At 71.2% G+C, this 23,457-nt stretch carries 19 protein-coding genes and 1 pseudogene; 6 read left to right on the plus strand and 14 right to left on the minus strand.

Annotated elements, in window-relative coordinates:
- Window positions 1–208: 208 nt before the first annotated feature.
- Window positions 209–1,975 (plus strand): aspartate--tRNA ligase, encoded by a 1,767-nt coding sequence (gene aspS / locus OG897_RS01645; RefSeq protein WP_266652122.1) that lies wholly within the window; start codon window positions 209–211, stop codon window positions 1,973–1,975.
- 127 nt (window positions 1,976–2,102) lie between these two features.
- On the opposite strand, the gene OG897_RS01650 is transcribed toward aspS, so the two are convergent.
- From OG897_RS01650 to OG897_RS01660, 3 genes are all read right to left on the minus strand, one after another.
- Window positions 2,103–3,956: a serine/threonine-protein kinase gene (locus tag OG897_RS01650; RefSeq protein WP_266652124.1), complete on the minus strand. Its 1,854-nt coding sequence runs from the start codon at window positions 3,954–3,956 to the stop codon at window positions 2,103–2,105.
- A gap of 186 nt (window positions 3,957–4,142) precedes the next feature.
- Entirely contained in the window at window positions 4,143–5,753 is a 1,611-nt protein-coding gene (gene metG, locus OG897_RS01655; RefSeq protein WP_266652126.1) for a methionine--tRNA ligase, read from the minus strand.
- An 81-nt stretch (window positions 5,754–5,834) separates the two neighbouring features.
- The gene (locus OG897_RS01660; protein WP_266652128.1) at window positions 5,835–7,355 is read right to left on the minus strand and encodes a VWA domain-containing protein; all 1,521 of its coding nucleotides are present in this window, start codon (window positions 7,353–7,355) and stop codon (window positions 5,835–5,837) included.
- Between the two features lie 334 nt (window positions 7,356–7,689).
- Between OG897_RS01660 and OG897_RS01665 the strand changes: the two genes are divergently transcribed.
- Entirely contained in the window at window positions 7,690–8,103 is a 414-nt protein-coding gene (locus tag OG897_RS01665; RefSeq protein ID WP_266652130.1) for a DUF6344 domain-containing protein, read from the plus strand.
- A 208-nt stretch (window positions 8,104–8,311) separates the two neighbouring features.
- On the opposite strand, the gene OG897_RS01670 is transcribed toward OG897_RS01665, so the two are convergent.
- A complete protein-coding gene (locus OG897_RS01670) occupies window positions 8,312–9,130 on the minus strand; it encodes a TetR/AcrR family transcriptional regulator C-terminal domain-containing protein (protein ID WP_266652132.1) in 819 nt (272 codons plus the stop codon).
- A gap of 186 nt (window positions 9,131–9,316) precedes the next feature.
- On the opposite strand from OG897_RS01670, the gene OG897_RS01675 reads away from it, so the two are divergent.
- A complete protein-coding gene (locus OG897_RS01675; protein ID WP_266652134.1) occupies window positions 9,317–10,879 on the plus strand; it encodes an MFS transporter in 1,563 nt (520 codons plus the stop codon).
- Between the two features lie 301 nt (window positions 10,880–11,180).
- The gene (locus tag OG897_RS01680) at window positions 11,181–13,256 is read left to right on the plus strand and encodes a PhoX family phosphatase (protein WP_266652136.1); all 2,076 of its coding nucleotides are present in this window, start codon (window positions 11,181–11,183) and stop codon (window positions 13,254–13,256) included.
- 123 nt (window positions 13,257–13,379) lie between these two features.
- Here OG897_RS01680 and OG897_RS01685 read toward each other — a convergent pair whose 3' ends face one another.
- The 5 genes from OG897_RS01685 to OG897_RS01705 form a co-directional block, all read right to left on the minus strand.
- Window positions 13,380–15,053 carry an alpha/beta fold hydrolase gene (locus OG897_RS01685; RefSeq protein WP_266652138.1) on the minus strand — a complete coding sequence of 558 codons (1,674 nt, stop codon included), beginning with the start codon at window positions 15,051–15,053 and terminating at the stop codon, window positions 13,380–13,382.
- Window positions 15,054–15,264: 211 nt separating this feature from the next.
- On the minus strand, window positions 15,265–15,540 hold the full coding sequence (locus OG897_RS01690; protein WP_266652140.1) for a DUF2630 family protein: 276 nt from the start codon (window positions 15,538–15,540) through the stop codon (window positions 15,265–15,267).
- Window positions 15,541–15,625: 85 nt separating this feature from the next.
- The gene (locus OG897_RS01695) at window positions 15,626–16,540 is read right to left on the minus strand and encodes an endonuclease/exonuclease/phosphatase family protein (protein ID WP_266656490.1); all 915 of its coding nucleotides are present in this window, start codon (window positions 16,538–16,540) and stop codon (window positions 15,626–15,628) included.
- Window positions 16,541–16,868: 328 nt separating this feature from the next.
- Window positions 16,869–17,414, minus strand: a complete 546-nt coding sequence (locus OG897_RS01700; RefSeq protein WP_266652142.1) for a hypothetical protein — start codon at window positions 17,412–17,414, stop codon at window positions 16,869–16,871.
- A gap of 5 nt (window positions 17,415–17,419) precedes the next feature.
- Window positions 17,420–18,325 carry a hypothetical protein gene (locus OG897_RS01705; protein ID WP_266652144.1) on the minus strand — a complete coding sequence of 302 codons (906 nt, stop codon included), beginning with the start codon at window positions 18,323–18,325 and terminating at the stop codon, window positions 17,420–17,422.
- 193 nt (window positions 18,326–18,518) lie between these two features.
- Here OG897_RS01705 and OG897_RS01710 point away from each other — a divergent pair, with 193 nt between their 5' ends.
- Window positions 18,519–18,977 (plus strand): hypothetical protein, encoded by a 459-nt coding sequence (locus OG897_RS01710; RefSeq protein WP_266652146.1) that lies wholly within the window; start codon window positions 18,519–18,521, stop codon window positions 18,975–18,977.
- 52 nt (window positions 18,978–19,029) lie between these two features.
- On the opposite strand, the gene OG897_RS01715 is transcribed toward OG897_RS01710, so the two are convergent.
- From OG897_RS01715 to OG897_RS01730, 4 genes are all read right to left on the minus strand, one after another.
- Complete coding sequence (locus OG897_RS01715) at window positions 19,030–19,581, minus strand: hypothetical protein (protein ID WP_266652148.1); 552 nt, start codon at window positions 19,579–19,581, stop codon at window positions 19,030–19,032.
- 160 nt (window positions 19,582–19,741) lie between these two features.
- Window positions 19,742–20,164 carry a universal stress protein gene (locus OG897_RS01720; protein ID WP_266652150.1) on the minus strand — a complete coding sequence of 141 codons (423 nt, stop codon included), beginning with the start codon at window positions 20,162–20,164 and terminating at the stop codon, window positions 19,742–19,744.
- Between the two features lie 85 nt (window positions 20,165–20,249).
- A complete protein-coding gene (locus OG897_RS01725; RefSeq protein ID WP_266652152.1) occupies window positions 20,250–20,855 on the minus strand; it encodes an FMN reductase in 606 nt (201 codons plus the stop codon).
- Window positions 20,852–21,973, minus strand: coding sequence for an LLM class flavin-dependent oxidoreductase (locus OG897_RS01730; RefSeq protein ID WP_266656492.1), 1,122 nt, complete (start codon window positions 21,971–21,973; stop codon window positions 20,852–20,854). The genes OG897_RS01725 and OG897_RS01730 overlap by 4 nt, the downstream gene beginning before the upstream one ends.
- 208 nt (window positions 21,974–22,181) lie before the next feature.
- Here OG897_RS01730 and OG897_RS01735 point away from each other — a divergent pair, with 208 nt between their 5' ends.
- Window positions 22,182–22,421, plus strand: a complete 240-nt coding sequence (locus OG897_RS01735; protein ID WP_266652154.1) for a hypothetical protein — start codon at window positions 22,182–22,184, stop codon at window positions 22,419–22,421.
- Window positions 22,422–22,440: 19 nt separating this feature from the next.
- Here OG897_RS01735 and OG897_RS01740 read toward each other — a convergent pair.
- Window positions 22,441–23,443, minus strand: a pseudogene (locus OG897_RS01740) (IS5 family transposase).
- Between the last annotated feature and the right edge of the window lie 14 nt (window positions 23,444–23,457).

A 23,457-nucleotide genomic window follows, 5' to 3' on the forward strand; every position in this document is an offset into this window, starting at 1 on the left:
GTTGTCCCCCGGGACGGTGCAGCACGTGAAACATCCGATGCTCGGGAGGACTCGGCCGGGGGCCCGGGGGTTGTGCCCCGGGACGGCGTGGCACGGGAAACGCGGGTGTGGGCCCGCCCCGGAAAAGGGGATGCGCCGGGCCGGTAACCTGGGTGGAAGTTGATTCCCGCCTGTCTCGCGAAGAATCTCGCGAAGAATTGGATGAACGATGCAGCATCGGTACAGGTCCCACACGTGCGGCGAGCTCCGCGCCTCCGACGTCGGCGCCGACGTCCGGCTGAGCGGCTGGCTGCACAACCGTCGCGACCTGGGCGGCATCCTCTTCATCGACCTGCGTGACCACTACGGTCTGGTCCAGCTCGTCGCCCGTCCCGGCACCCCCGCCAACGAGGCCCTCGCGAAGCTGACCAAGGAGACCGTCGTCCGCATCGACGGCAAGGTCTCCGCCCGTGGCGCGGACAACGTGAACCCCGAGCTGCCGACCGGCGAGGTCGAGATCGAGGTCACCGAGGTCGAGGTGCTCGGCGCCGCCGCCCCGCTGCCCTTCACGATCAACGCCGAGGACGGGGTGAACGAGGAGCGCCGCCTGGAGTACCGCTTCCTCGACCTGCGCCGCGAGCGCATGCACCGCAACATCATGCTGCGCTCGTCCGTCATCGCCGCGATCCGCTCGAAGATGGTGGCGCTGGGCTTCAACGAGATGGCGACCCCGATCCTCACCGCGACCTCCCCCGAGGGCGCCCGTGACTTCGTGGTGCCGTCCCGTCTGAACCCGGGCAAGTTCTACGCCCTCCCCCAGGCCCCGCAGCAGTTCAAGCAGCTGCTGATGATCTCGGGCTTCGACCGGTACTTCCAGATCGCGCCGTGCTTCCGCGACGAGGACGCCCGCGCCGACCGTTCGCCGGGCGAGTTCTACCAGCTCGACGTCGAGATGAGCTTCGTCGAGCAGGAAGACGTCTTCCAGCCGATCGAGAAGCTGATGACCGAGCTCTTCACCGAGTTCGGCGGCGGCCGCGAGGTCACCTCTCCCTTCCCGCGCATCCCGTTCCGCGAGTCGATGCTGAAGTACGGCAACGACAAGCCGGACCTGCGCGCCAAGCTGGAGCTGGTGGACGTCACGGACGTCTTCGCCGAGTCCGGCTTCAAGGCGTTCGCGGGCAAGCACGTCCGCGCGCTGCCCGTCCCGGACACGGCCGGTCAGTCCCGCAAGTTCTTCGACGGCCTGGGCGACTACGCGGTCGAGCAGGGCGCGAAGGGCCTGGCCTGGGTCCGCGTCGGCGAGGACGGCCAGCTGGCGGGTCCGATCGCGAAGTTCCTCACCGAGGACGACGTCAAGGCGCTCACCGACCGGCTCTCGCTGGTCCCCGGCCACGCGGTGTTCTTCGGCGCGGGCGAGTTCGACGAGGTCTCCAAGATCATGTCGGGCGTGCGCGTCGAGGCCGCGAAGCGTGCGGGCCACTTCGAGGAGGGCGTCTTCCGGTTCTGCTGGATCGTCGACTTCCCGATGTACGAGAAGGACGAGGAGACCGGCAGGATCGACTTCTCGCACAACCCCTTCTCGATGCCCCAGGGCGGCCTGAAGGACCTGGAGGAGAAGGACCCGCTGGACATCCTGGCCTTCCAGTACGACATCGTCTGCAACGGCATCGAGCTGTCCTCCGGCGCGATCCGCAACCACGAGCCCGACCTGATGCTCAAGGCGTTCGAGATCGCGGGTTACGAGGCCGAGACGGTCGAGCGCGAGTTCGCGGGCATGCTGCGCGCGTTCCGCCTCGGCGCCCCGCCGCACGGCGGCATCGCCCCCGGCGTCGACCGCATCGTGATGCTCCTGGCCGACGAGCCGAACATCCGCGAGACCATCGCCTTCCCGCTCAACGGCAACGCCCAGGACCTCATGATGGGCGCTCCGACGATCCTGGAGGAGACCCGCCTGCGCGAGCTGAACATCCAGCTGCGGAAGCCGGTCGAGAAGTAGCCCGACGGCTCCCTCTCACCCGCTCGTACGAAGGGCCCGGAATCCTCGGATTCCGGGCCCTTCGGCATACGGCCCGCCGCCTGCGGCGGAACCCGGCGGGGGCCGGGGGCGGGTCGAGCCGGGGGCACTACCCGGGCAGTCGCCACAGCTGGTGCTTGTTGCCCGGGGTGCAGGGGTCTACGGCCAGTTGGCGGCCCGCGCCGACGTCGGTGACGCAGCCGTCGCCGACGTAGTAGTTGATCTGGACCGCACCACCGGCCGCGGGGGTGGTCTTCCAGCCGGTGACGTAACCGGAGTAGCCGGTCGAAGGGGCGAGCACGACGCCGGTCTTCTCGTCGTAGGCGGGGGCCTGCTTGAGGCCGAGGGCGCTGCCCGCCAGGGTGCAGGCGTGGAACTCGGGGAACTGGTTGCCGCCGGACACCCACCCGAACTGGGTGTTTCCGCCCGAGACCACCTTGCCGCCGGTGCTCGCGGGGTCGGTCCCGGCCAGGCCCATCTTCCGGCCGCTGCCGACGTTGGTGATCGCGCCCCAGGAGTCGCCGCCGCAGTTGCCGGGCTTGCCGGGACCGGGCGGCGGCTTGGCACCCCCGCCGCTCCCGGAACCAGAACCGGAACCGCTTCCCGTACCGCCGTCGCCCTTGCCGGAGTCCGTGTCCTTGCCGCCGGGCCCGGAGCTCGTCCCCGTGCCGGGCTTGTCCTTGCTGTCGTTGCCGCCGGTCGTGGCGCTGTCGCCCTTGCCCTTGCCTTTGTCCTTGGCACCCCCGTCCTTCGCGGGCCTGCCCGTGGCGGTGGCCCCGGGGGTGCCGTGGGGTGCGGGCGGGAGTGCGGCTCCAGGCTTCTGACCTGCTGGTACGGAGGATTTCGGGCCTGGCTTGGCGAGGTCGGCCTCCCGGACGTTCGGCATCAGTACGAAGGTGAGCACCGTGGCGGTCGACAGGACGACGGGCACGGCCACGACCACCGGCTTGGGCAGCCGCTTCCACCACGGCTGCGGTACGGGCACGGACGTGGTCGGCCCGGACACGAGGACGGGCGGCGCGGACGTCACCTCCGGCACGACCGGAACCGGAACCGGAATCGCAACCGGAGCCGGGGGCATCGGGGGCCGGGCAGCCACCGGAGCCGGGCCAGGAGCCCCCTCCCCCGCCGAACCCACCGCGGCCCGCGCAGCCGCCGCCATCGTCGCCGCGTCCGCGTGCCTCTCCTCCGGAGCCTTCGCGAGTGCCCGCGCCACGAAGTCCCGTACCGGAGCGGGGAAGGAGTCCGGGAGGGCGGGGGCGGGTTCGCGGAGGTGCTTGAGGACGATCTCCAGGACGGTGTCCCCGTTGAACGGCGGCTCCCCGGTGAGGAGTTCGTACGTGACGACGCCCAGCGAGTAGAGGTCGGAGGCCGGGACGATCGCGAGGCCCTCGGCCTGCTCGGGCGCGATGTACAGGGCCGTGCCCAGCACCGAGTGCGACGCGGTGAGCCGGGAGGCGGCCTTGCTGTGGGCGATGCCGAAGTCGGTGACGGTGATGCGGCCGTCGGCGCGCAGCATGAGGTTCGACGGCTTGAGGTCGCGGTGCACGATTCCGCCCCGGTGCGCGGTGTGCAGGGCGTCCAGGGCCTGGGCGACGAGGTCGAGCGCGCGGGCGGCTGGCATCGGGCCTTCGTCCTCGCGGACCTCGTCCAGCGGTCGGCCGTCGACCAGTTCCATGACGATGTACGCGAGCCGGTCGTCGTCAGGACCGGCCCCGTCCTGCTCGCCGTAGTCGTGGATGTCGACGATCCCCGGGTGCCCCAGTGAGGCCAGCAGCTTCGCCTCGCGCCGGAAGCGGGCTGCGAACTGCGGGTCCTCCAGCAGCTTCGGCAGCAGGATCTTCACCGCGACGGAACGTTCCAGCACGGCGTCCCCGGCCCGCCAGACCTCGCCCATCGCGCCGCCGCCGATCCGCTCGCCCAGCGCGTACCGCCCGCCGAGCACGGTCCCCCGACCCCACATGCGTACTTCCCCCTACGGTGTGACCAGAGTTGCTGCTGTGCGCCGCGAGCGAGTCTGCCAGACCGCGCTGTGGGCAAGTCCTTGAGGGGCAGGGGGACTTGGTGCCGTCCGACATGTCCGTACGTACGACGAAGGGCCCGGGATCGTCACGACCCCGGGCCCTCCACCACGTACCGCATCAAGGAGCTACGCGGCGGGCTTCTCCTCCAGGCGCGGGAACAGCACCGCGCCCTTCGTCACCGTCGCGCCGACCGGGAGCTGCCCCCAGACACCGGCGTCCTGCACCTTCTGCGCGGCGAGCGCACCCAGCCCGGCGGCCTCCGCGCCCAGCGAGTCCCACAGCTTCTGGGAGGTCTCCGGCATGACCGGGTTGAGCAGGACGGCCATCGCGCGCAGCGACTCGGCGGAGGTGTAGAGGATGGTAGCGAGCCGCGCCCGGCCCTCCTCCGACTCGTCCTTGGCGACCTTCCACGGCTCCTGCTCCGTGATGTAGCCGTTGACCTGCTTCACGAAGTCGAAGATCGCCAGGATGCCGCCCTGGAAGTCCTGCTCCTCGCCGATCAGCCGGTCCGCCTCGGCGACGGCCTTCGCGAGGCCCTCGTGCACGGCCTTCTCGGCGTCGCCGGAAGCGTCACCGGAGGGCAGGGCTCCGCCGAAGTACTTGCCGACCATGGCGGCCACGCGTGAGGCGAGGTTGCCGTAGTCGTTGGCCAGCTCGGAGGTGTAACGGGCGGTGAAGTCCTCCCACGAGAAGGAGCCGTCGCTGCCGAAGGAGATGGCGCGCAGGAAGTACCAGCGGTACGCGTCCACGCCGAAGTGCGAGGTCAGGTCCTGCGGCTTGATGCCGGTCAGGTTCGACTTCGACATCTTCTCGCCGCCGACCATCAGCCAGCCGTTCGCGACGACCTTGCCGGGGAGCGGGAGGCCCTGCGCCATCAGCATCGCGGGCCAGATCACCGCGTGGAAGCGCAGGATGTCCTTGCCGACGAGGTGGATGTTCGCGGGGAACGTCTCGTCGAACTTCTCCTGGTTGGAGCCGTAACCGGCCGCCGTCGCGTAGTTCAGCAGCGCGTCGACCCACACGTAGATGACGTGCTTGTCGTCCCACGGGACCGGGACGCCCCAGTCGAAGGTCGAGCGGGAGATGGAGAGGTCCTGGAGGCCCTGCTTGACGAAGTTCACGACCTCGTTGCGCGCGGACTCCGGCTGGATGAAGCCCGGGTTGGCCTCGTAGAACTCCAGCAGCTTCGGGCCGTACTCGCTCAGCTTGAAGAAGTAGTTCTCCTCCTTGAGGATCTCCACCGGCTTCTTGTGGATGGGACAGAGCTTCGTCCCGTCCTCGGCCTCGATGAGATCGCCCGGGAGCTTGTACTCCTCGCAGCCCACGCAGTACGGGCCCTCGTAGCCGCCCTTGTAGATCTCGCCCTTGTCGAAGAGGTCCTGCACGAACTCCTGCACACGGTCCGTGTGACGCTTCTCCGTGGTGCGGATGAAGTCGTCGTTCGCGATGTTCAGGTGCTCCCAGAGGGGCTTCCAGGCTTCGGTGACGAGCTTGTCGCACCACTCCTGGGGGGAGACGCCGTTCGCCTCGGCCGTGCGCATGATCTTCTGACCGTGCTCGTCCGTGCCGGTGAGGTACCACACCTTCTCGCCGCGCTGACGGTGCCAGCGCGTGAGCACGTCGCCTGCGACGGTCGTGTAGGCGTGGCCCAGGTGAGGAGCGTCGTTGACGTAGTAAATGGGGGTCGTGACGTAGTACGCCGCCGACTCCTGCTTCTCGATTCCAGTGGCCGCCATGCAGAAATCTTAAGTGGTACGGAGGGGCGCCCTCACCTGCATAGAGGTGAGGGCGCCCGGGGGCCGTGCCGTCCGCTGCGGTCAGCCCTTGAGCCACTCCGCCGAACCGGCCAGCAGGCCCTTGAACAGGGCGGCGTCGGTGAGGTCGGCGGGGGCGGGGCCCGCGTGGAAGAACGCGGCGTTGTCGACGTCCAGCTTGCGGAGGTAGTCGAAGCCCTTGGCGTCGGTGTCGCCGAACGCGACGAACTGCCAGAAGAGGGGGAGGCGGGCCGCTTCGGCGAGGGCCGCGGTGGCCGCCCCCTTGGCCTCGGGGGCGCCGTCGGTCTGGAAGATCACGAGGGCGGGGCCTTCGTAGTCGGCGGCGTGCTTCTCGTAGTGGTCGACGATCTCCTCGACGGCGCGGTGGTAGCTGGTGCGGCCCATGTGACCGAGCCCGGCGTGCAGGGCGTCGACCTTGCCGTCGACGTCGGCGAGGGTCAGCTCGCCGGTGCCGTCGATGTCGGTCGAGAAGAAGACGACGGGGACGGTGGGGTCCTCGTGGAGGTGCGCGGCGAGGGCGAGGGTCTGCTGACCGAGCTTCTGGGCGCTGCCGTCCTTGTAGTACGGACGCATGGAGCCGGAGCGGTCGAGGACCAGGTACACCCGGGCGCGGGCGGTCCCGGGGACCTCGGCCTTCCTGAGCGCGGCACCTGCGGCGCGGTGGGGCGCGGCGAGCTTGGGGGCGAGCTTCTTGATGTGGGCGGGGGTGGGGAGGGGGGCCGGGGCGTCGGGCTGGGGCTCGGGCTCGGCGGTAGCGGCGGGCGCGGGGGTGGGCTCGGGTTCGGTGGCGGGCTCGGGTTCGGTGGCGGGCTCGGGCTTCGGCTCCGGGGTCGGCTCGGGTTCGGCGGCGGCGGAGGGCTCCGGCTCCGGGGTCGGTTCCGGTTCCGGGGCGGTCTGCTCCGGGACGGCGTTCGGGGTGGAGAGGTCCGCTTCCTCAAGGAGCGCTTCCGGGGCCGTGTCGCGGTCCGTCTGAGCGGGGAGGCGGCCCTCGGCCGAGGTCGGCGCGGGGCTCGGCTCGTCCTTCGGGGCGGACTGGGCCGGGACCGCCGGGGCGGTCTCCTCGGGCGCGGTCTCCTCGGACACGGGGGACGCGGGCTCCGTCACGGCTTCCGCAGCGGGCTTCTCCTCCGGGACGGGCTCGGCCTCGGGCGCGACCTCGGGACGTACGGATTCCGGCTGTACGGGCTCCGGCTGTACGGGTTCCGGCAGCGCGGGCTCCGCCACGGCCTCCGTCGCAGTCTCGGCGGGAGCCGGGTCCTGCTTCGGCGGAGTCACCCGCTTCGGGTTGTCGAAAGCCTCCGCCACCAGGTCCGCCGCCAGGGACGGCGAGCGCGGCGCGGGCTCAGCGGGGGTCGGCGCGGACGCGGGCTCCTGGGTCGCGGAGCCCGAATTTCCCTCGCCGGAGGGCGAGTTGGCACTCGACCTGGCGTCGGGCGCTTCGACGGCCCCCTGCGTGCGTTCGGCCTGTGACGGGACCGACGGCGTCGACGTCGCCGCCGAAGGCTCGTCGACCTGTTCCGTCCGACCGCCGAACACCTTGCGCAGCAAGCTCCGAATGCCCATGGGCGAGCCTTTCGAGTGAGTTGAGTGCGTTGTTTGTCATGTCCGTACTGGAGGGATTGATCCCTGACCAGGGGTGACACGTAAGGTTAGCGGCCGCTTTTGCACGACTGGAGCAACGGCCGGAGCAGTCGATTCCACGGCCCCCGCACAAGGCTTCTTAGTCCCTGATTGCTCCACACGAGTGGCGTTTGTCCGAAGAACTGCGAATCGGGGTGGCGGTCCAGCCGTTCCTGTGCGTCATCCGCATCATAAGGAAAGTACGAAAACCGGACATCCCGGGCTCGCAACTCGACGTGCCCGGACCCGCACTGACGCACCTTCAAGGAGCCGTGCCATGAAGACGATGTGGACCGCACTGATCAGCGCGATTGTCGCGCTCCTCGCGATGCTGGGCTTCGCCGCCCCGGCGTCCGCCGCCGCTGCCGCCGCGCCCACCGACCGTTCCTCCGACGCCCCGCAGCCGGTCGCCCCCGCTGCCGTCGAGCGGACCGCCGTTCCAGCGGGGAGGCTCGCCGAAGCACCGGCGGCGACATGGTGGAGGGCGGACACGCTGACGCGTTCCGTGCCGCCCACCATGAAGCAGCGGATCGGCGCGGAGGCGCACGGCGGCTCCCCGTCGGCCCGCAAGGTACCGGCACTGGACGCGCTGGACGGTCTGGGCGGCCTGACGGCGAAGAGCCTCGCGGACGAGGCGGCGGCGCAGGCGGCGACGCGGGGCGAGGGCGCCAAGACCCACGTCGCAGCGTGACTTCCGGTACGTTCCCCGGCCCGTCGGCCGGACCGCGTACCGGAGAGCCTGCCCAGCACGCAGCACGCAGCACGCAGCACGCAGCACGCAGCACGCAGCACGCAGCACGCAGCACGCAGCACGCAGCACCCACCACGCACCACGCAGCACGCAGCACCCACCACGCCGTGCCGCAGTACCCCCGGAGCCGTATCCCGGGTGAAAACCCCTAAGCGGAAGCACCACCGGCAGAGGCAGTTCCGAGTCTGAACTCCAGTCCGTCCAGGACGCGCTGGAGTCCGTAGTCGAACTTCTCCCCCCGGACCTGCTCGGGCGTCTTCCCCCGGTAGTTGTCCAGCCCCTCCCGCAGTCGCGGATGAACCTCCGTGGCCTGCACCGAGGCGTCGGTGAGGCTCTCGATCCACTCCGCCTCGCTCATGCCACTGCGAGCGATCAACGACAACTGCGCGGCCTCGCTGGTCGCGTACCCGATGACGTACGAGAACACCGCGCTCAGAGCCAGATCGGTCTCTTCGGCGGCGAATCCCGCCGACCCGATGACACCGGCCAGCCGCTCCGTCATGCGCATCACGTTCGGCCCCAGGTGGACGAGTCCCACCTGACCCAGTACCGAAGCCATCCACGGGTGGCGGATCGCCATCGCCCGCACGCTGTACGCACTGCGGACCGTGGCCTCGCGCCAGCCCAACTCCCCGGTCACCGCCGGGACTTCGAGTTCTCCGTAGATCTCGTCCACGACCAGCTCGATGAGCTCGTCCTTGTTGGCGACATGCCGGTAGAGGGATGTCGCGCCGGCGCCCAGACGGGTGCCGAGCTTTCGCATGCTCAAGGACTCGATGCCGTCGGCGTCCAGCAGGAGTACCGCCTCCGCGACGATCTGCTCCCGGCTGAGCTGCTCGCGCTGCTTGGGGCGCGGGCGCGTCCACACGGAGGCGACGGGCTGCGCCTGAGCGGACTTGCCGGGCCTATCGGCCTTGCCTGCCTCGCCTGCCTTGCCTGCCTTGTCAGGCTTGCCGGTCGTCGCCATGCCGGGATCCCTTCCTTCGTTCTTCCTCGCCGTACCGCCTCGCCGCACTGCGGTTCCCTCTGACGTCCACCGTAGCGCACGCCGTTTCCCCATTGCGCACACCGTGCGCTGTGCGTACAGTGTGCGCATCGAGAGCACGGCGTACGCCTAGCCCTTCAACCGGGCGTCGGACAACGGAGGTTGGTCATGGAAACGCTCAAGTCGGCAGCGGCAGAGGCGGGTTCGGCCGCACGGAACCCGCGCCGCTGGATCATCCTGATGGTGCTGTGCCTGGCCACGCTCGTCCTGGTCATCGACAACATGGCCCTGACCGTCGCAGTCCCGGCGCTCACCGAGGACTTGGGCGCGACACCGCAGAACATCCAGTGGGTGCTGGAGAGTTACATCCTGGTCTTCGCCGGACTGCTGCTCACCTCGGGCAGCCTCTCCGACCGCTTCGGCCGCCGGAAAGTGATGATCATCGGTCTGGCGCTCTTCGGACTCGCCTCCCTGGGAGGGGCGTTCGCGAGCGACCCCGCCCAACTCATCGTCGCCCGCACGCTGATGGGAATCGGCGGAGCGCTCATCATGCCGAGCACCCTCTCCATCCTCATGACCGTCTTCCAGGCCGACGAACTGCGCAAGGCGATGGCGGTGTGGGGCTCTGTCTCAATGCTCGGTCTGATCGGCGGCCCGGTGCTGGGCGGCCTGCTCGTCACCCACTTCTCGTGGGGCGCGGTCTTCCTGATCAACGTGCCGGTCGCCGCCGTCGCCGTCCTCGCCGCGCTCTTCCTGATGCCGGAGTCGAAGGGCGCCTGGAAGAAGGCCGACCCCATCGGCGCCGTACTCTCCGTCATCGGCATGGTCGCCCTGGTCTGGACGATCAACGAGCTCCCCAAGGGCGGCCTCTCGCACACCCCGACCGTGATCTCCCTGGTCGTCGCCGTCCTCGGCCTGGCCGCCTTCGTCGCCTGGGAGCTGAAGATCGACGAGCCGATGGTCCCGCTGCGCCTCTTCCGGGACCGCGACTTCGCCGGTGGCAGCCTCTCCCTCACCCTGGTCCAGGTCGCCAACGGCGGTCTCCTCCTGGTGGTCACCCAGTACGTGCAGTTCGTCCTCGGCTACTCGCCGACCGAGGCCGGGTCCTCCTTCATCCCGATGGCACTCGCCGCCCTCGTCTTCAACGGCCTCGGCGCGACGCTCGGCCAGAGGATCGGCAACCGGGCGATGGCCGCGATCGGCATGCTGGTCCTGGCGGGCGGCTTCGTCCTCCTCGGCTCGCTCGACCGGGGCGACGGCTTCGTCCTCCTCGCCGCCGCCATGGTCGCGGTGGGTTCCGGCGCCGGTCTGGCGATGCCCGCCGCGATCACGGCCCTGATGGGCGCCATCCCCACCGAGCACGCCGGTGTCGGCTCGGCCCTGAACGACACGATCCAGCAGGCCGGTGCGGCGCTGGGCGTCGCCGCCCTCGGCTCGATCCTGACGAGCGGCTACGCGGCGGCCATGCCGGAGTCGGCCCCGGCCTCGGCCCAGCACTCGATCAGCGAGGCCCTGACGCTGGCGGCGACGACGGGCGACTCGGTCCTCGCCGAGACGGCCCGGGACGCCTTCACCTCGGGTGTGGGTACGACGTTCCTGCTGAGCGCGGTGGGCGTGGTCGCCGCAGCGGTGGTCGCCTTCCTGATGATGCGGGACCCGAAGAAGTCGGCCGAGGCCCCGGTGGCCGATAACGACCCCGCCGAGCAGGACCTGGTGGGCGCGGCGCACTGAGGCCCGCAACGCATAGCCCCTCACGCTCGGCGCCCGGCCTCACGTGCTCTCGTACGAGGCCGAAGGCGAGCCCGCCCCGGCCCCCGGACGGCATGACGGTCCGGGGGCCGGGGGCCGTCACGCGCCAGGACATCCCCAGCTCCCGACGGCCCCCGGAGCCCCGGAGACGGCCGGTCGGCTGGACTTCACCCCTCGTTCATCCCGCAGGCCCCTCCCGCGCCCCGTGCGCCCCCTAGTGTCACGGCCGAAAGCAATCCGGTCAGGCGTTCGCCCTGACCGCACTCCGGAGGAGACCCGACCCGTGCGCAACCTGCTGCCGCTGCTCAACTCGTCGCCGCACGCGGGCGGACGCTCCGCGCTGACGTGCCGTTACCGCTGCGGTGACGCCTGCTTCCAGGAAGTACCGAACACCAGCGACAACGAGTACGTGGGAGACGTCATCGCGGGGGCCCTGTCGCGGCGCTCGATGATGCGTGCGGCGGCCGTCGTCACGGTCGCGACCGCCGCCGGTACGTCACTGATGGCGGCCGGAGCCCCGGAGGCCGTCGCCGCACCCGTCCCGGTCGGCGCCAACGGCAAGGGCCACGGCGGCCACGGCGGCAAGGGCAAGGCCGCCCGCGGCCTCCGCTTCACCCCCGTCGCCCCCAACACCGACGACAAGGTGACCGTCCCCGACGGCTACACCCAGAACGTCGTGATCCGCTGGGGCGACCCCATCCTGCGCGGCGCCCCCGCCTTCGACCCGGAGAACCAGACCGCGAAGGCCCAGGCAGGACAGTTCGGCTACAACAACGACTTCCTCTCGCTGCTCCCGCTCCGTGGTGAGCGCGGCCGTCAGGTCCTGGTCGCCAACCACGAGTACACCGACGAGATCCTGATGTTCCGCGGGTACGACGCCAAGAACCCGACCCGCGAGCAGTTCGACATCGCCCTCGCCGCGCACGGTCTGAGCGTCGTGGTCGTCGAGGAGACGCGCCGCGGCAACGGCCTGACCGCCGTCTCCCGCCACCACCTCAACCGCCGCCTGCACGGCACCACCCGCTTCCGCCTCACCGGTCCCGCCGCCGGAAGCAAGCTCCTGCGCACCTCCGTCGACCCGACCGGCACCAAGGTCCTCGGCACCTTCAACAACTGCGCGGGCGGCACCACCCCGTGGGGCACCACGTTGCACGGCGAGGAGAACTTCAACCAGTACTTCGCCAACGGCTCCAGCCCCACCGACAAGCGCTACGGCATCGGCTCCGGCGCCACCGAGCGCCTGTGGGAGCGTTTCGACAAGCGCTTCGACGCCAAGCAGGAGCCCAACGAGTCCCACCGCCACGGCTGGGTCGTCGAGCTGGACCCGTACGACCCGGACTCGACCCCCCGCAAGCGCACCGCACTCGGCCGCTTCAAGCACGAGGCAGCCCAGCCGCGCCTGACCGACGACGGCCGCCCGGTCGTCTACATGGGTGACGACGAGCGCTTCGACTACTTCTACAAGTTCGTCTCGTCGAAGCGGATGAAGCGCGGCAACTCGCGCGCGGCCCGCGAGCACAACCTCACCCTCCTCGACGAGGGCACGCTGTACGTCGCCAAGCTCACCGGCGACTCCCCGACGACGGAGATCGACGGCTCGGGCAAGCTCCCGAACGACGGCGAGTTCGACGGCAGCGGCACCTGGATCCCGCTGGCCACCGGCACCACGTCGCACGTCCCCGGCATGACCGCCGAGGAGGTGTACGTCTTCACCCGCCTCGCCGGTGACAAGGTCGGCGCGACGAAGATGGACCGCCCCGAGGACGTCGAGCCCTCGCCGCGCACCGGTCGCGTGTACGTCGCCCTCACCAACAACACCGACCGGGGCAAGGCGGGCAAGGCAGGCGCCGACGAGGCCAACCCCCGTAACGCCAACAAGCACGGCCAGATCCTCGAACTCGCCGAGCACCGCAACGACCCGTCGGCCACCCGCTTCGCCTGGGGCCTCTTCCTCGTCGCGGGCGACCCGAACGACCCCGCCACCTACTTCGCCGGGTTCCCCAAGGACCGGGTCTCCCCGATCTCCTGCCCCGACAACGTCGCCTTCGACCCGCACGGCAACCTGTGGATCTCCACCGACGGCAACAAGCTGGGCTCCCACGACGGCCTGTTCGGCGTCGCGGTCTCCGGCTCCCGCCGGGGCGAGCTCAAGCAGTTCCTCACCGTCCCCGTCGGCGCGGAGACCTGCGGCCCGCTGATCCAGTCCGAGCGCGTACTGGTCGCCGTCCAGCACCCGGGCGAGACCGACGGCGCCTCCGTCGAGAAGCCCTCCTCCGCCTGGCCGGACGGTCCCGGCAGGTACGTCCGCCCGGCGGTCGTCTCGGTCTGGCGCAAGGACGGCCGCGACATCGGCGTGTAAGACACAGCAAGGCATCTGAAGGCTTCTGAGGCATCTGAGGCACCTGAAGGTGCGGAACGGCCCCGCCCGGGACTCCCGGGCGGGGCCGTCGTCACACCGGACCGTCCTCACAGCGGACCGTCCTCATACCGCCGGGCAGCTGCCGCCCTTCGGGGGCAGGCCCGTGACCAGGGTGTCCAGGACGTGGCCGTTGACGCAGGCGTTGCCCTGGAGGGTGCTGCCGTGGGCCCGGCCGCGGACCTTGAGCAGGGCGGCGGGGAGGCGGGAGGCGACGGACTGGGCGCCCGCCAGAGGGGTGCGCGGGTCCTTCTCGGTGCTGACGAGCAGGGGCTTCGGGGCGAGCTTCGCGGCCGGTACGTCCTTGGTCGTGAGCAGCCCCAGCGTGCCGCCGGGGCTCTGCGGCCACGGGGCGCACGGGGCGTACGTGGCGGCGAGACCCGGCGCCGCGGACTTCTTCCCCTCGGCCCTCGCGTCCTGCGCCGCGTCGGTGAGCCCGGTGAGCAGGCCGGACGTGTCGCGCGGCCAGGAGAAGTCGGTGCAGTGGTTGGCGAGGGTGAGGGCGAGCGGGGCCGGGGTGTTCTTCGCGGCGGCCACGACGTCCTTGGGCAGGCCCTTCTCGGCGTACGCCTTCAGGTCCTCGTAGGCGGGGTCGTCCCGGTCGCCCTTCTCACCGTCGAGCGCCGAGTCGACGGCACGGCTGAAGCCCGGCCAGTCGTCCGGGTTCGCCATCACGGCGTACGCGGCGTGCTGGAGGTAGGGGGACTTGAGGGCGACCGCGTCGAGGGTCTTCTGCGGGTCGGGCGAGATGGCGCACTCCGCGGGACCGGCCGCGGCGCACCAGCTGCGGAACCCGGCGGTGTACGTACGGAGCCGGGGCCCGTACGGCAGGGCCTTCGACAGGTCCTGGACGTTGCCCGTCTCCTCGGGACTCCGTACGGCGTCGAGGGCGTGCTGGGTGCCGGTGCGGCCCGGGTCGTAGGTCGCGTCGAACACGGCGGAGCGGACGCGGGCCGGGTGGGCGCGCAGGTAGTCCTGGCCGAGCAGCGTTCCGTACGAGCGGAAGAGGAGGTTCAGCTTGTCCTCGCGCAGGGCGAGGCGGATCGACTCCAGGTCGGCGGTGACGTCGGCGGTGCCGAGGTGGGACACCAACTCCCCGTACTTCGCACGGCAGTCGGCGACGTACTGCTCGGACGCCTCGGCGACGGCCTTCGCGGCCACGCCGTCGGGGCCGTCGGGGCCGTCGGGCAGTTTCTTGGCCGCCTCCAGGGAGGAGACCGCCCCGGGGGCCCGCCCGCAGTCCACGGGCGCGCTCTTCCCCGTACCGCGCCGGTCGAAGCCGACGATGTCGAACAGGGCGCGGAGCTGCGGCGGGAGGGCGGCGGCCGCGGTGTAGAGGCCCTGGTGCCCGAGTGCGCCCGGGTCCATCACGAGGACGCCGATGCGGCGCTTGCGGTCGGTGGCGGGCAGCCGGGAGACGGCGAGGTCGATCTTGCCCGCGCCGGGCTTCGCCGCGTCGATCGGCACTTGCAGCGTGGTGCACTCGCGCTTGGCCTGGCCGGAGACGGGACAGTCGTCCCACTGTGCCTCGGGGGCGGGAACGGGGGGCCGCGCGACGGTCGGGGAACCGGAGTCCGTGGGGGTGTCGGGGCTGCCGCAGGAGGTGAGGGTGAGGGCGGCGGCGAGGGTGAGGGCGAGGCCGGTGGTGCGGGCGAGGCGGCGGCGCCGGGCGCGGTTTCCCGAGCCTGTGCCGCTGTCCGTACTTCGGGGGCCGGAGCCCGCCTGTATTCCTGATCGCACTGCGCACCCGGTCCCTTCGCTGCCGTACGGGCGGGGCCACTTGCGCCCGGATCGCAGCAAATGGTGCCACGAACGGGTGATCGGGTGAGAACCAGGTGCGTGGACCGTGACAACTTCGTGAGCTAGGCAAAAGGAGAAAGTGCAGGTCAGAGGCTTGCGGTCGGTTGAGGCGGCCCTTGACTTCGGTCGAGTCGGCCCTTGGCCCTCGACGTCAGTTGAGGTAGCCCTCGACCTCGCCCGCCGGGCGGACCTTCTCCGCGCCCGGGTTCTCGCCGAACTCCGAGCGGGCACGGCGGCGGCGCAGCAGGTCCCAGCACTGGTCGAGCTGGACCTCGACGGCGGCGAGCCGGGTGCGGTCCGCCTCGGAGAGGCCGCCGACGTGTCCCCCTTGCGAGGCGGCGCGCTGCCGGAGGTCGTGCTCCTCGGCGACGAGGCGGTCGATGCTGCCGAGGATCTCCGGGTCGGCGGGGTTCTCCGGGGTGCTCATGGCGGCGGCTCCTTCGTCGGGTGCGTACCTGCTGCGTGCCTCCTCACAGCCTGGAGGAGGTACGACGCGGGCGCGACCGGGAGCCTCACCCGCCATGGAGCTCCAGCTCCACCAGGAGCGCGCGGTGGTCGGTCCCGGGGAGGTCGACGAAACGGGCGCTCCGCGTGCCGAACTCCTTGCTGACCAGTACGTGGTCGATCTGCGCGCCCAGCGCCACGGCCGTCTTCGCCGTCTTCGCGGGCCAGGTCGGAGTGCGGGACGCCCCGGCCAGCGCTGCCGCGTCCCGCAGCCCGTTCCCCGCGTCGAGTACGCGGCGGAAGGCGGCGTGGTCCTGGGACGCGTTGAAGTCCCCGGCGACGAGGGTGGGGCCGCCGCCCTCTGCCACGTACCTCTCGATCGTCCCCAGCTCGTGCTTCCAGCGGTCGACCAGGCCGGGCACGGGCGGCAGCGGGTGCGCGAGCCGGAGGCGTACGGCACGGCCGTTGACGACGGCGACCGCGCCCGGCATGGCGAGGGTGGAGGGGAGGCCGGGGGCGGGCTTCAGCGGATGTGTACTGAGGATCGCGGAGCCCTCCGCGCCGCTCGCCTCGACGACCTCGCGGTACGGGTAGGAGGCGGGCGGCAGTTCGCGGGCGAGGGCGTCGGAACAGACCTGGTTGCACTCCTGGACGAAGAGCAGGTCGGGCTTCTCGCGGCGTACGGCGTCGAGGAGGGCGGTGGTCGCCCCGCCGAACTCGACGTTGGAGGTGAGCACGCGGAGCTTGGCGAGGACGGGGCCCGTGGGGGCGGCCAGGTCGCCGTACGGGCGGAGGAACCAGGCGGTGACGGCGGCGAGGGCCAGGCCCAGGGCGATGAGTACGGGCCGCCGGGCGAGCGCGCCGAGGACGGCGGCGAGGAGGGCCGGGGCGAGCAACCACGGGAGGAACGCGAGGAGTTGGGGGACGGGGGTGATGGCGTCGATGCCGAGGGCGCGGGAGGTGAGGACGGGGGCGGTGGTGATGAGGAGGAGGACGGAGGTCCAGGTGGCGAGGCGGCGGGGCTTGCGGGGGGTCGTCGCGGGCTGGGCGTCGGGCTGGGCGTCGGGTTGGGCGTGGGTGTCCAAGGGGTGCGTCTCCCGGGGCGGGGCGGGGTTTCCCTGGAGGGTACGGGGGGCTCGCCACGGGGCCCGGCGGGTGTCTGGAGTGCAGGCCGCTGCGCGGGGCAAGCCCCCCGCCCCTTCACCTGAAGTGCTCGCCGCACGGCTGTCTCGGCTCCGCGCGGGCACGTCGTGGCTGGTCGCGCCCGCGCGGCGGAGCCGCACATCGATACAGCCCCGCGCCCCCCAGGGCCTACCCGTGCCGCAGCACCTTGCCGATCTCCGCCTTGACCTCTCCTGACAGCGTCCGGTTGCTCTTGGCGACCGCCGTGCCGTCCTTCCCCGCCGCCACGTCCTTGACGTTCACGACGACCGTGTCGAGGAGGTTCCCCCCGGCGTCCCGGAAGTTCACCTGGACCACGTAACTCTGCGTCTTGGCCTCCTTGTTGGTGGCCGTCACCTCCGCCGCGCTCCGGTCGCCGTCCGCCTTGACGGCGCCCGCCTTCACCTCGTCCTTGGCGTCGACCCCGTCCTTGACCTCGTTGAACTTGGCAGCCGCCGAGGCGGAGGCCGACGCGTACGCCTCCTTGGCCTTCTCGCCGACCTCTCCGGCCTTCGCGGTGGCGGAAGCGGCGACGTCGCCCGCCTTCTGCGTCGCGGAGGCCGCCACCTCCCCCGCCTTCTGGGTGGCGTTCGACACGACGTCTCCCGCCGACTTCGTGTCGTCACCGCACGCGGAGACGCTCAGGGCGAGGACGGAGGCCAGGACTGCGGCGCCTGCGGCGCGGGTGATCTTCATGCGGATCACCCTGCGTGCGCCCGCCCCTCCTCGCGAGCCGAGTGGTCCGAAGGGGTGCGCGGATTCACCCGTCGCCCGGCGAACCACCACGCACCTCCCGCCACCACGGCGACCCCGAGCCCCACCGCCCCCACCCACCACGCCGCCGCCCGCAGGCCCCCCGTAACCGTCGCGTACACGGCCTCGCCCGCCGCCCGGCTGACGTCCTCGGGCAGGTGCGACAGCGTCAGGTTGTGCGCCACGGCCAGGAGGAGGGCCAGCAGGAGCGCACCCACCACGCACGCGCCCCCGGCCAGCGCCACCGTCAGCAGCCGCCTCCCCCGCACGGCCACGGCCACCGCTCCCACCACCAGCACTCCGACCGCCACCGGCACCCACCGCGCCGCCCCCTCCAGGAACCCGTACACCGACCTCCAGGCATCCAGCTGATCCGTCTCGACCAGCGTCAGATCGGTGTGAACCACCGGGATCCGCCCCGCGAGCGGCACCCCGTCGTCCCGCAACTGCTTCTTCAGCTCGGCCGTCACGGGCGCGAGGTCGAGCCGTACCCGGTCCCCGCTGCCCCGCTCGGCGGTCAGCGCGTCGCGGAAGGCGTCGTGGGTGACCCGGGTGACGGTGTTCCACGCCCTCCGGTACGGCTCGGTACCGGCGAAGGACCGGGCCGCCTCGCCGACGAGCCGTTCCGCCCCGTTCTGCAGGGGACCCAGATCGACCTGCTTCATGATCTCTTCGGTCACCCGTGCCGCGACGGCCTGCTGGACGTCCACGTCGTCGGCCAGCGGTGCCATGGTCGCGACGTACCGCCCGGTGTCCTCCACCTCGGCGTCCGCCCACACCGCGACCGCGCCGACGGGCACGAGCAGCGCCACGAGGGCGAGCAGGACGGCGGGCAGGAAACGGCGCAGCAGCATGCCCCCACCCAAGCCGGGCCCGCCCGCCCCCGCGAGCGGAGCGCCGCCGTGGCGGTGACCCCCGTGGTGGTGACCCGAGGCGGTGACCCCCGTGACACGTGGCGGCACCTTGATCCACTTGCCGCCCCCGCCAACCGGGTGTGACCTGGTGTGGCGAACCCGGGGGCCGGAACGCCGAACGGACGGAGCCGTCATGGGAGCACACGCAGCAGTACCGGTACGGACCGCGCGCCGCAGCGGAACGGGGAGGGGCGGAACGGGAAACGGAGCAGGGAACCCGGCCTACGGCCCCACCAGGAGCACCGCCACCCCCCGCGCCATCGGCGTCCTGTCCGCCACCCTCGGTCTGATCTACGGCCTCTACGTCGGCCTGGTCGACCGCCGTGGCGGCGACCTCCTGGCGGGCAACGTCTGGCTGGGCGTCCTCTGCGGCGTCCTGTTCACCGCGCTCTTCGCCGCCGTCTGGCAGGCCCTGCGCGGGGCCGCCCCGGGCGCCCGCGCGCTGGGCTTCGCCGTACTGACGGGCATCGCGATGGGCTTCCTCGCCAGCCGGGGCGACGGCAGCGTCCTCAGCTCGGCGGCACTGGGCCTGGCGGTCGGCGCGGGCATCGGCGTCTCCGCGTACTACTACTTCTCCTCACGCGCCGACTAGCCGGACCCTCCTCACGCGCGGCCCCGGCCGGTCGGCGTGCGGCCCCGGCCGGTCAGGTGGTCTTGGCGCACATGGCGTACGTCCTGAGCTTCTGGGTGTCGCCGCCGGTGCTGACCACCGAGAAGGACCAGCCCGCGCCGTCCTCGGAGGGGTACGAGTGGAGGATGACGAAGTCGCGGGGCGGCTGGTTCTGCATGCCCGTGATCTGCCAGCCGAAGTTGATCAGCTTCTCGCCGCCGGGGCAGCGGAGATCGCCGCCCGCGCCGCCCCGCGGGTAGAGGGGAACGTAGTCCAGCTCGGTGCTGCTGAAGGCGTCCCAGTGCTTCGTGCTGATCCGGTGCAGGCCGGACAGGCCCCCTTCGCTCTTCGGCCCCTGAGGGCCTTGCGGGCCCGCCACGCCCTGCGGACCTTGTGGACCTCGCGGGCCCTGTGGGCCGGGCGGGCCGGGCGGGCCGGGCTTGCCCGGGCACACCAGGCGGCCGTGGGAGGAGGTGCAGCCGTGCGGGGGTTCCTCTCCGCCACGGGGTGCGGCCGTCGCGGAGGGAGCCGCGACGGCGCCGAGGGACAGCAGGGTGAGGGCCACGACGGCCGGGAGAGTGCGCATGCGGCCACCCTGGACCGGCTCCGGTCCCGGAACGGCACCGGCAGCCCGGCCGGATCACTCCACTGGGCCGCCCGTGCCCACGCCCACGGCCGCGCTCGCCCCCAAGTACTCGCCCGCGCCCGCGCACTCGCCCACGTACGCCGTCTGCGAACTCGCGGTCCTACTCGCCCCGTACGACCGTCACCGGCACCGGCGCGTGCTGCACCACGTGCAGCGAGACCGAGCCGAGGACCTGGGCCTTCAGCCCGCTGTAGCCTCGGGCGCCCACCACCAGGAGGTCCGCGCCCTCGGCCTGCTTGAGGAGGGCTTCGGCCGCGTTGCCCTTGCGGGTGTGGAGGGCGACCTGGGCCGCCGCTTCGGTGCCCAGGGCGCGCTGGACCGTTTCCAGGAGGACCTTGGCCGACTCCCGTTCCGGGTCGAAGGTGGCGGTCTCGGCGGTCAGGCCGCCCCAGACAGGGAACTCCCAGGCGGTCACCGCTTCCAGCTTCGCGCCGGTCAGGCCCGCCTGGCGGGCGGCCCAGCGGAGGGCGCGCACGGACTGTTCCGAACCGTCGACGCCGACGACGATCGTTCCTTCTGCCATGGTGACTACCCTCCGAAAGGTTCTTTTCGGTCAACCCTTTCCGGGCAAACCTTTTCGGTCAATCTACGCGAAATGCCTAATTCGGTCAGTCGAGGCGCAGGTCCGAGAGCTGCTGGGCGAAGGGCACGACCTCGTCCGATTCCTTACGGGGAGGAGCCGTCCGCAGCTGGGCCGCCAGCTCCGCCGCCGCCCGGGTGATGCGGCCCGGGAGGTGCGCGGTGAAGGCGTCACCCTCGCCGCCCCAGTCCTCGGACGCCGCGAACACGGCCGTCGGGACGACCAGGGCGCGCAGGTACGCGAAGAGGGGGCGGACCGCGTGGTCCAGGGCGAGGGAGTGGCGGGCCGTGCCGCCGGTGGCGGCGATGAGGGTGGGGGTGCCGGTCAGCGCGTCCGGGTCGATCAGGTCGAAGAAGGACTTGAAGAGACCGCTGTAGGAGGCCGCGAAGACGGGCGTCACCGCGATCAGGCCGTCGGCGGCCGAGACCGCCTCGATCGCCTTGCGCAGGGGCTCGTTCGGGAAGCCCGTGACCAGGTGGTTCGCGATGGCGGTGGCCAGTTCGCGGAGCTCGACGAACTCGACGGATACGGAGGGGAGTTCGGCGCGGGCCGCCTCGGCGAGGCGGTCCGCGAGCAGGCGGGTGGAGGAGGGCACGCTCAGGCCCGCCGACACGACGACGAGGTTCTGGGTCATGACGCGTTGGCCTCCTTCGAGGTCGTGGCGGAGTCGGAGCCGTCGGCGAGCGCCTGGGCGACGCGCGCCGCGTGGGTCGGGGCGTCCGGGACACCGGCCGGGCGGTTCTTGGCGAACTCCTCGCGCAGGACCGGCACGACCTCCTCGCCGAGGATGTCGAGCTGCTCCAGGACCGTCTTCAGGGGCAGTCCCGCGTGGTCCAGCAGGAAGAGCTGGCGCTGGTAGTCGCCGAAGCTCTCGCGGAAGGTGAGGGTCTTCTCGATGGCCTCCTGCGGGGAGCCGACCGTGAGGGGGGTCTGCGAGGTGAAGTCCTCCAGGGACGGGCCGTGGCCGTAGACGGGGGCGTTGTCGAAGTACGGGCGGAACCGCCGCACTGCCTCCTGCGAGTTCTTGTGCAGGAAGAGCTGGCCGCCGAGGCCGACCATGGCCTGGTCGGGGGTGCCGTGGCCGTAGTGCGCGTAACGCTCGCGGTAGAGGTTGATCAGCTTCCGGAAGTGGTCCTTCGGCCAGAAGATGTTGTTCGCGAAGAAGCCGTCGCCGTAGTACGCGGCCTGCTCGGCGATCTCGGGGGAGCGGATGGAGCCGTGCCAGACGAACGGCGGGACGCCGTCGAGCGGGCGGGGGGTCGAGGTGAAGGACTGGAGGGGCGTGCGGAACCTGCCCTCCCAGTTCACGACCTCCTTGCGCCACAGCTCGTGGAGCAGGGCGTAGTTCTCGACGGCGAGCTCGATGCCCTGGCGGATGTCCTTGCCGAACCACGGATAGACCGGACCCGTGTTGCCGCGGCCCATCATCAGGTCGACCCGGCCGTCGGCCAGGTGCTGGAGCATCGCGTAGTCCTCGGCGATCTTCACCGGGTCGTTGGTGGTGATCAGCGTCGTGGACGTGGACAGGATCAGCTTCTCGGTGCGGGCGGCGATGTAGCCGAGCATCGTGGTGGGCGACGACGGGACGAACGGCGGGTTGTGGTGCTCGCCGGTCGCGAAGACGTCGAGGCCGACTTCTTCGGCCTTCTGCGCGATGGCGACCATCGCCTTGATGCGCTCGTGCTCGGTCGGGGTGCGGCCGGTCGTCGGGTCGGGCGTGACGTCGCCGACGGTGAAGATGCCGAACTGCATCGCGTTCATCGAGTCCACCTTCTGGGGTTCAAGAGGGTCTGCTCAACGGCTTCTGTTGAATGTTGAACAAATCCAAGAACGGGTGGACCCGGCGATCTATTCCCGCGGCTCTTCCGGCCCCTCCGGCCCGTGCGAGCGGACATCCCCGATGGGGTGATCGCTTCACGAAACCGCCCCACGACACGCCGCAGAGGTGCACTCTGCCGGGATGTCCACACGTACGACAGCACGCACCGACGCCCGTACCGACGCCGCCCCCGCTCCCCTGGGCCGCGTCCCCTCCCCGCCTCCCATCCCTCCCACCTGCCCCAACTGCCGTCAGGGCCTGCTCTGGAAGGACACCCGGGCCGAGGTCAGGGAGCCCGACGAGCACCACTGGCGCTGGTGGTGCGGCAACTGTTCGAAACGCTTCCGGCCCACCGAGGAGCACCTACGGCGCTTCAACTAGGGAGCGTATTTGGTTGTGATCAAGGGGTGGTTCGTGTGAGGTCCTTGATCCAGATCATCGAGGCGCGAAGGTGGAGGCCGGCGAGGTAGCTCTCGGGAGTCTTGTCGTAGCGGGTGGCGATGCCTCGCCACGCCTTCAGTCTGTTGATCGCGCGCTCGACGGTGTTCCGCTCCTTGTAGAGGTCGGCGTCGTGGCCGACGGGTCGGCCGCCTCCGGAGCCCTTCTTCTTCCGGTTGGCGGCCTGGTCCTTCTTCTCCGGAATGACCGCCTTGATGCGGCGTTTGCGCAGGTGGGCACGGTTGCCGCGGGACGAATACGCCTTGTCCCCGGCGACCGCGTCCGGCCGGGTGCGGGGACGGCCGACGGGCCCGCGCACCCGCACCTTGTTCAGGACGGGGATGAACTGCGGGCTGTCCGCCGCCTGGCCCGCGGTCAGGATGAACGCCAGTGGGCGGCACTTGCGATCGGCAGCGAGGTGGATCTTGCTGGTCTGCCCGCCTCTGGAGCGTCCGAGGAGGGCGGCCTTCAGCCGGAGTCTGCGCCGACGCCGGATGCGTCTTCGTTCTTCCCGCGCGGGATCCCTTTCGGCCTCCTGCCCGCTTTGTCCTTCGAGGCCACCCCCTTTGACCTGGCCTTCTCCTCCTCTGCGGCGGCCTTCTCCAGTGCGGTGACGACATCCTCGTCGAGGTGCATCCCGGCCGCGTCATGGTGGGCCCGGACGGTGGTGGAGTCGATGCTCACCAGGGACAGGTCCCCTCACCGCGCTTCGCGGCCTCCGCGATCAGGCCCTCCAGCAGGGCCTCGAAGACCCCGGCGTCGCGCCACTGCCGGAAGCGATTGTGGACAGTCGACCAGGCGCCGAACTCCGTCGGCATCTCCCGCCACTGCCCGCCCGTCTTGAACCGCCAGATCACTCCCTCGAACTGCTGCCGCAGCCGCTCGGGGTACGGGCCGTACTCGCCGATCGGCAGGTACGGCTCAATGAACTCCCACTCCACGTCGGTCAGTTGTATTCGCGTCACGTCAGCCGGTCTAT

Origin of the sequence: Streptomyces sp. NBC_00237, from assembly GCF_026342435.1 — a bacterium.
Taxonomy (GTDB): domain Bacteria; phylum Actinomycetota; class Actinomycetes; order Streptomycetales; family Streptomycetaceae; genus Streptomyces.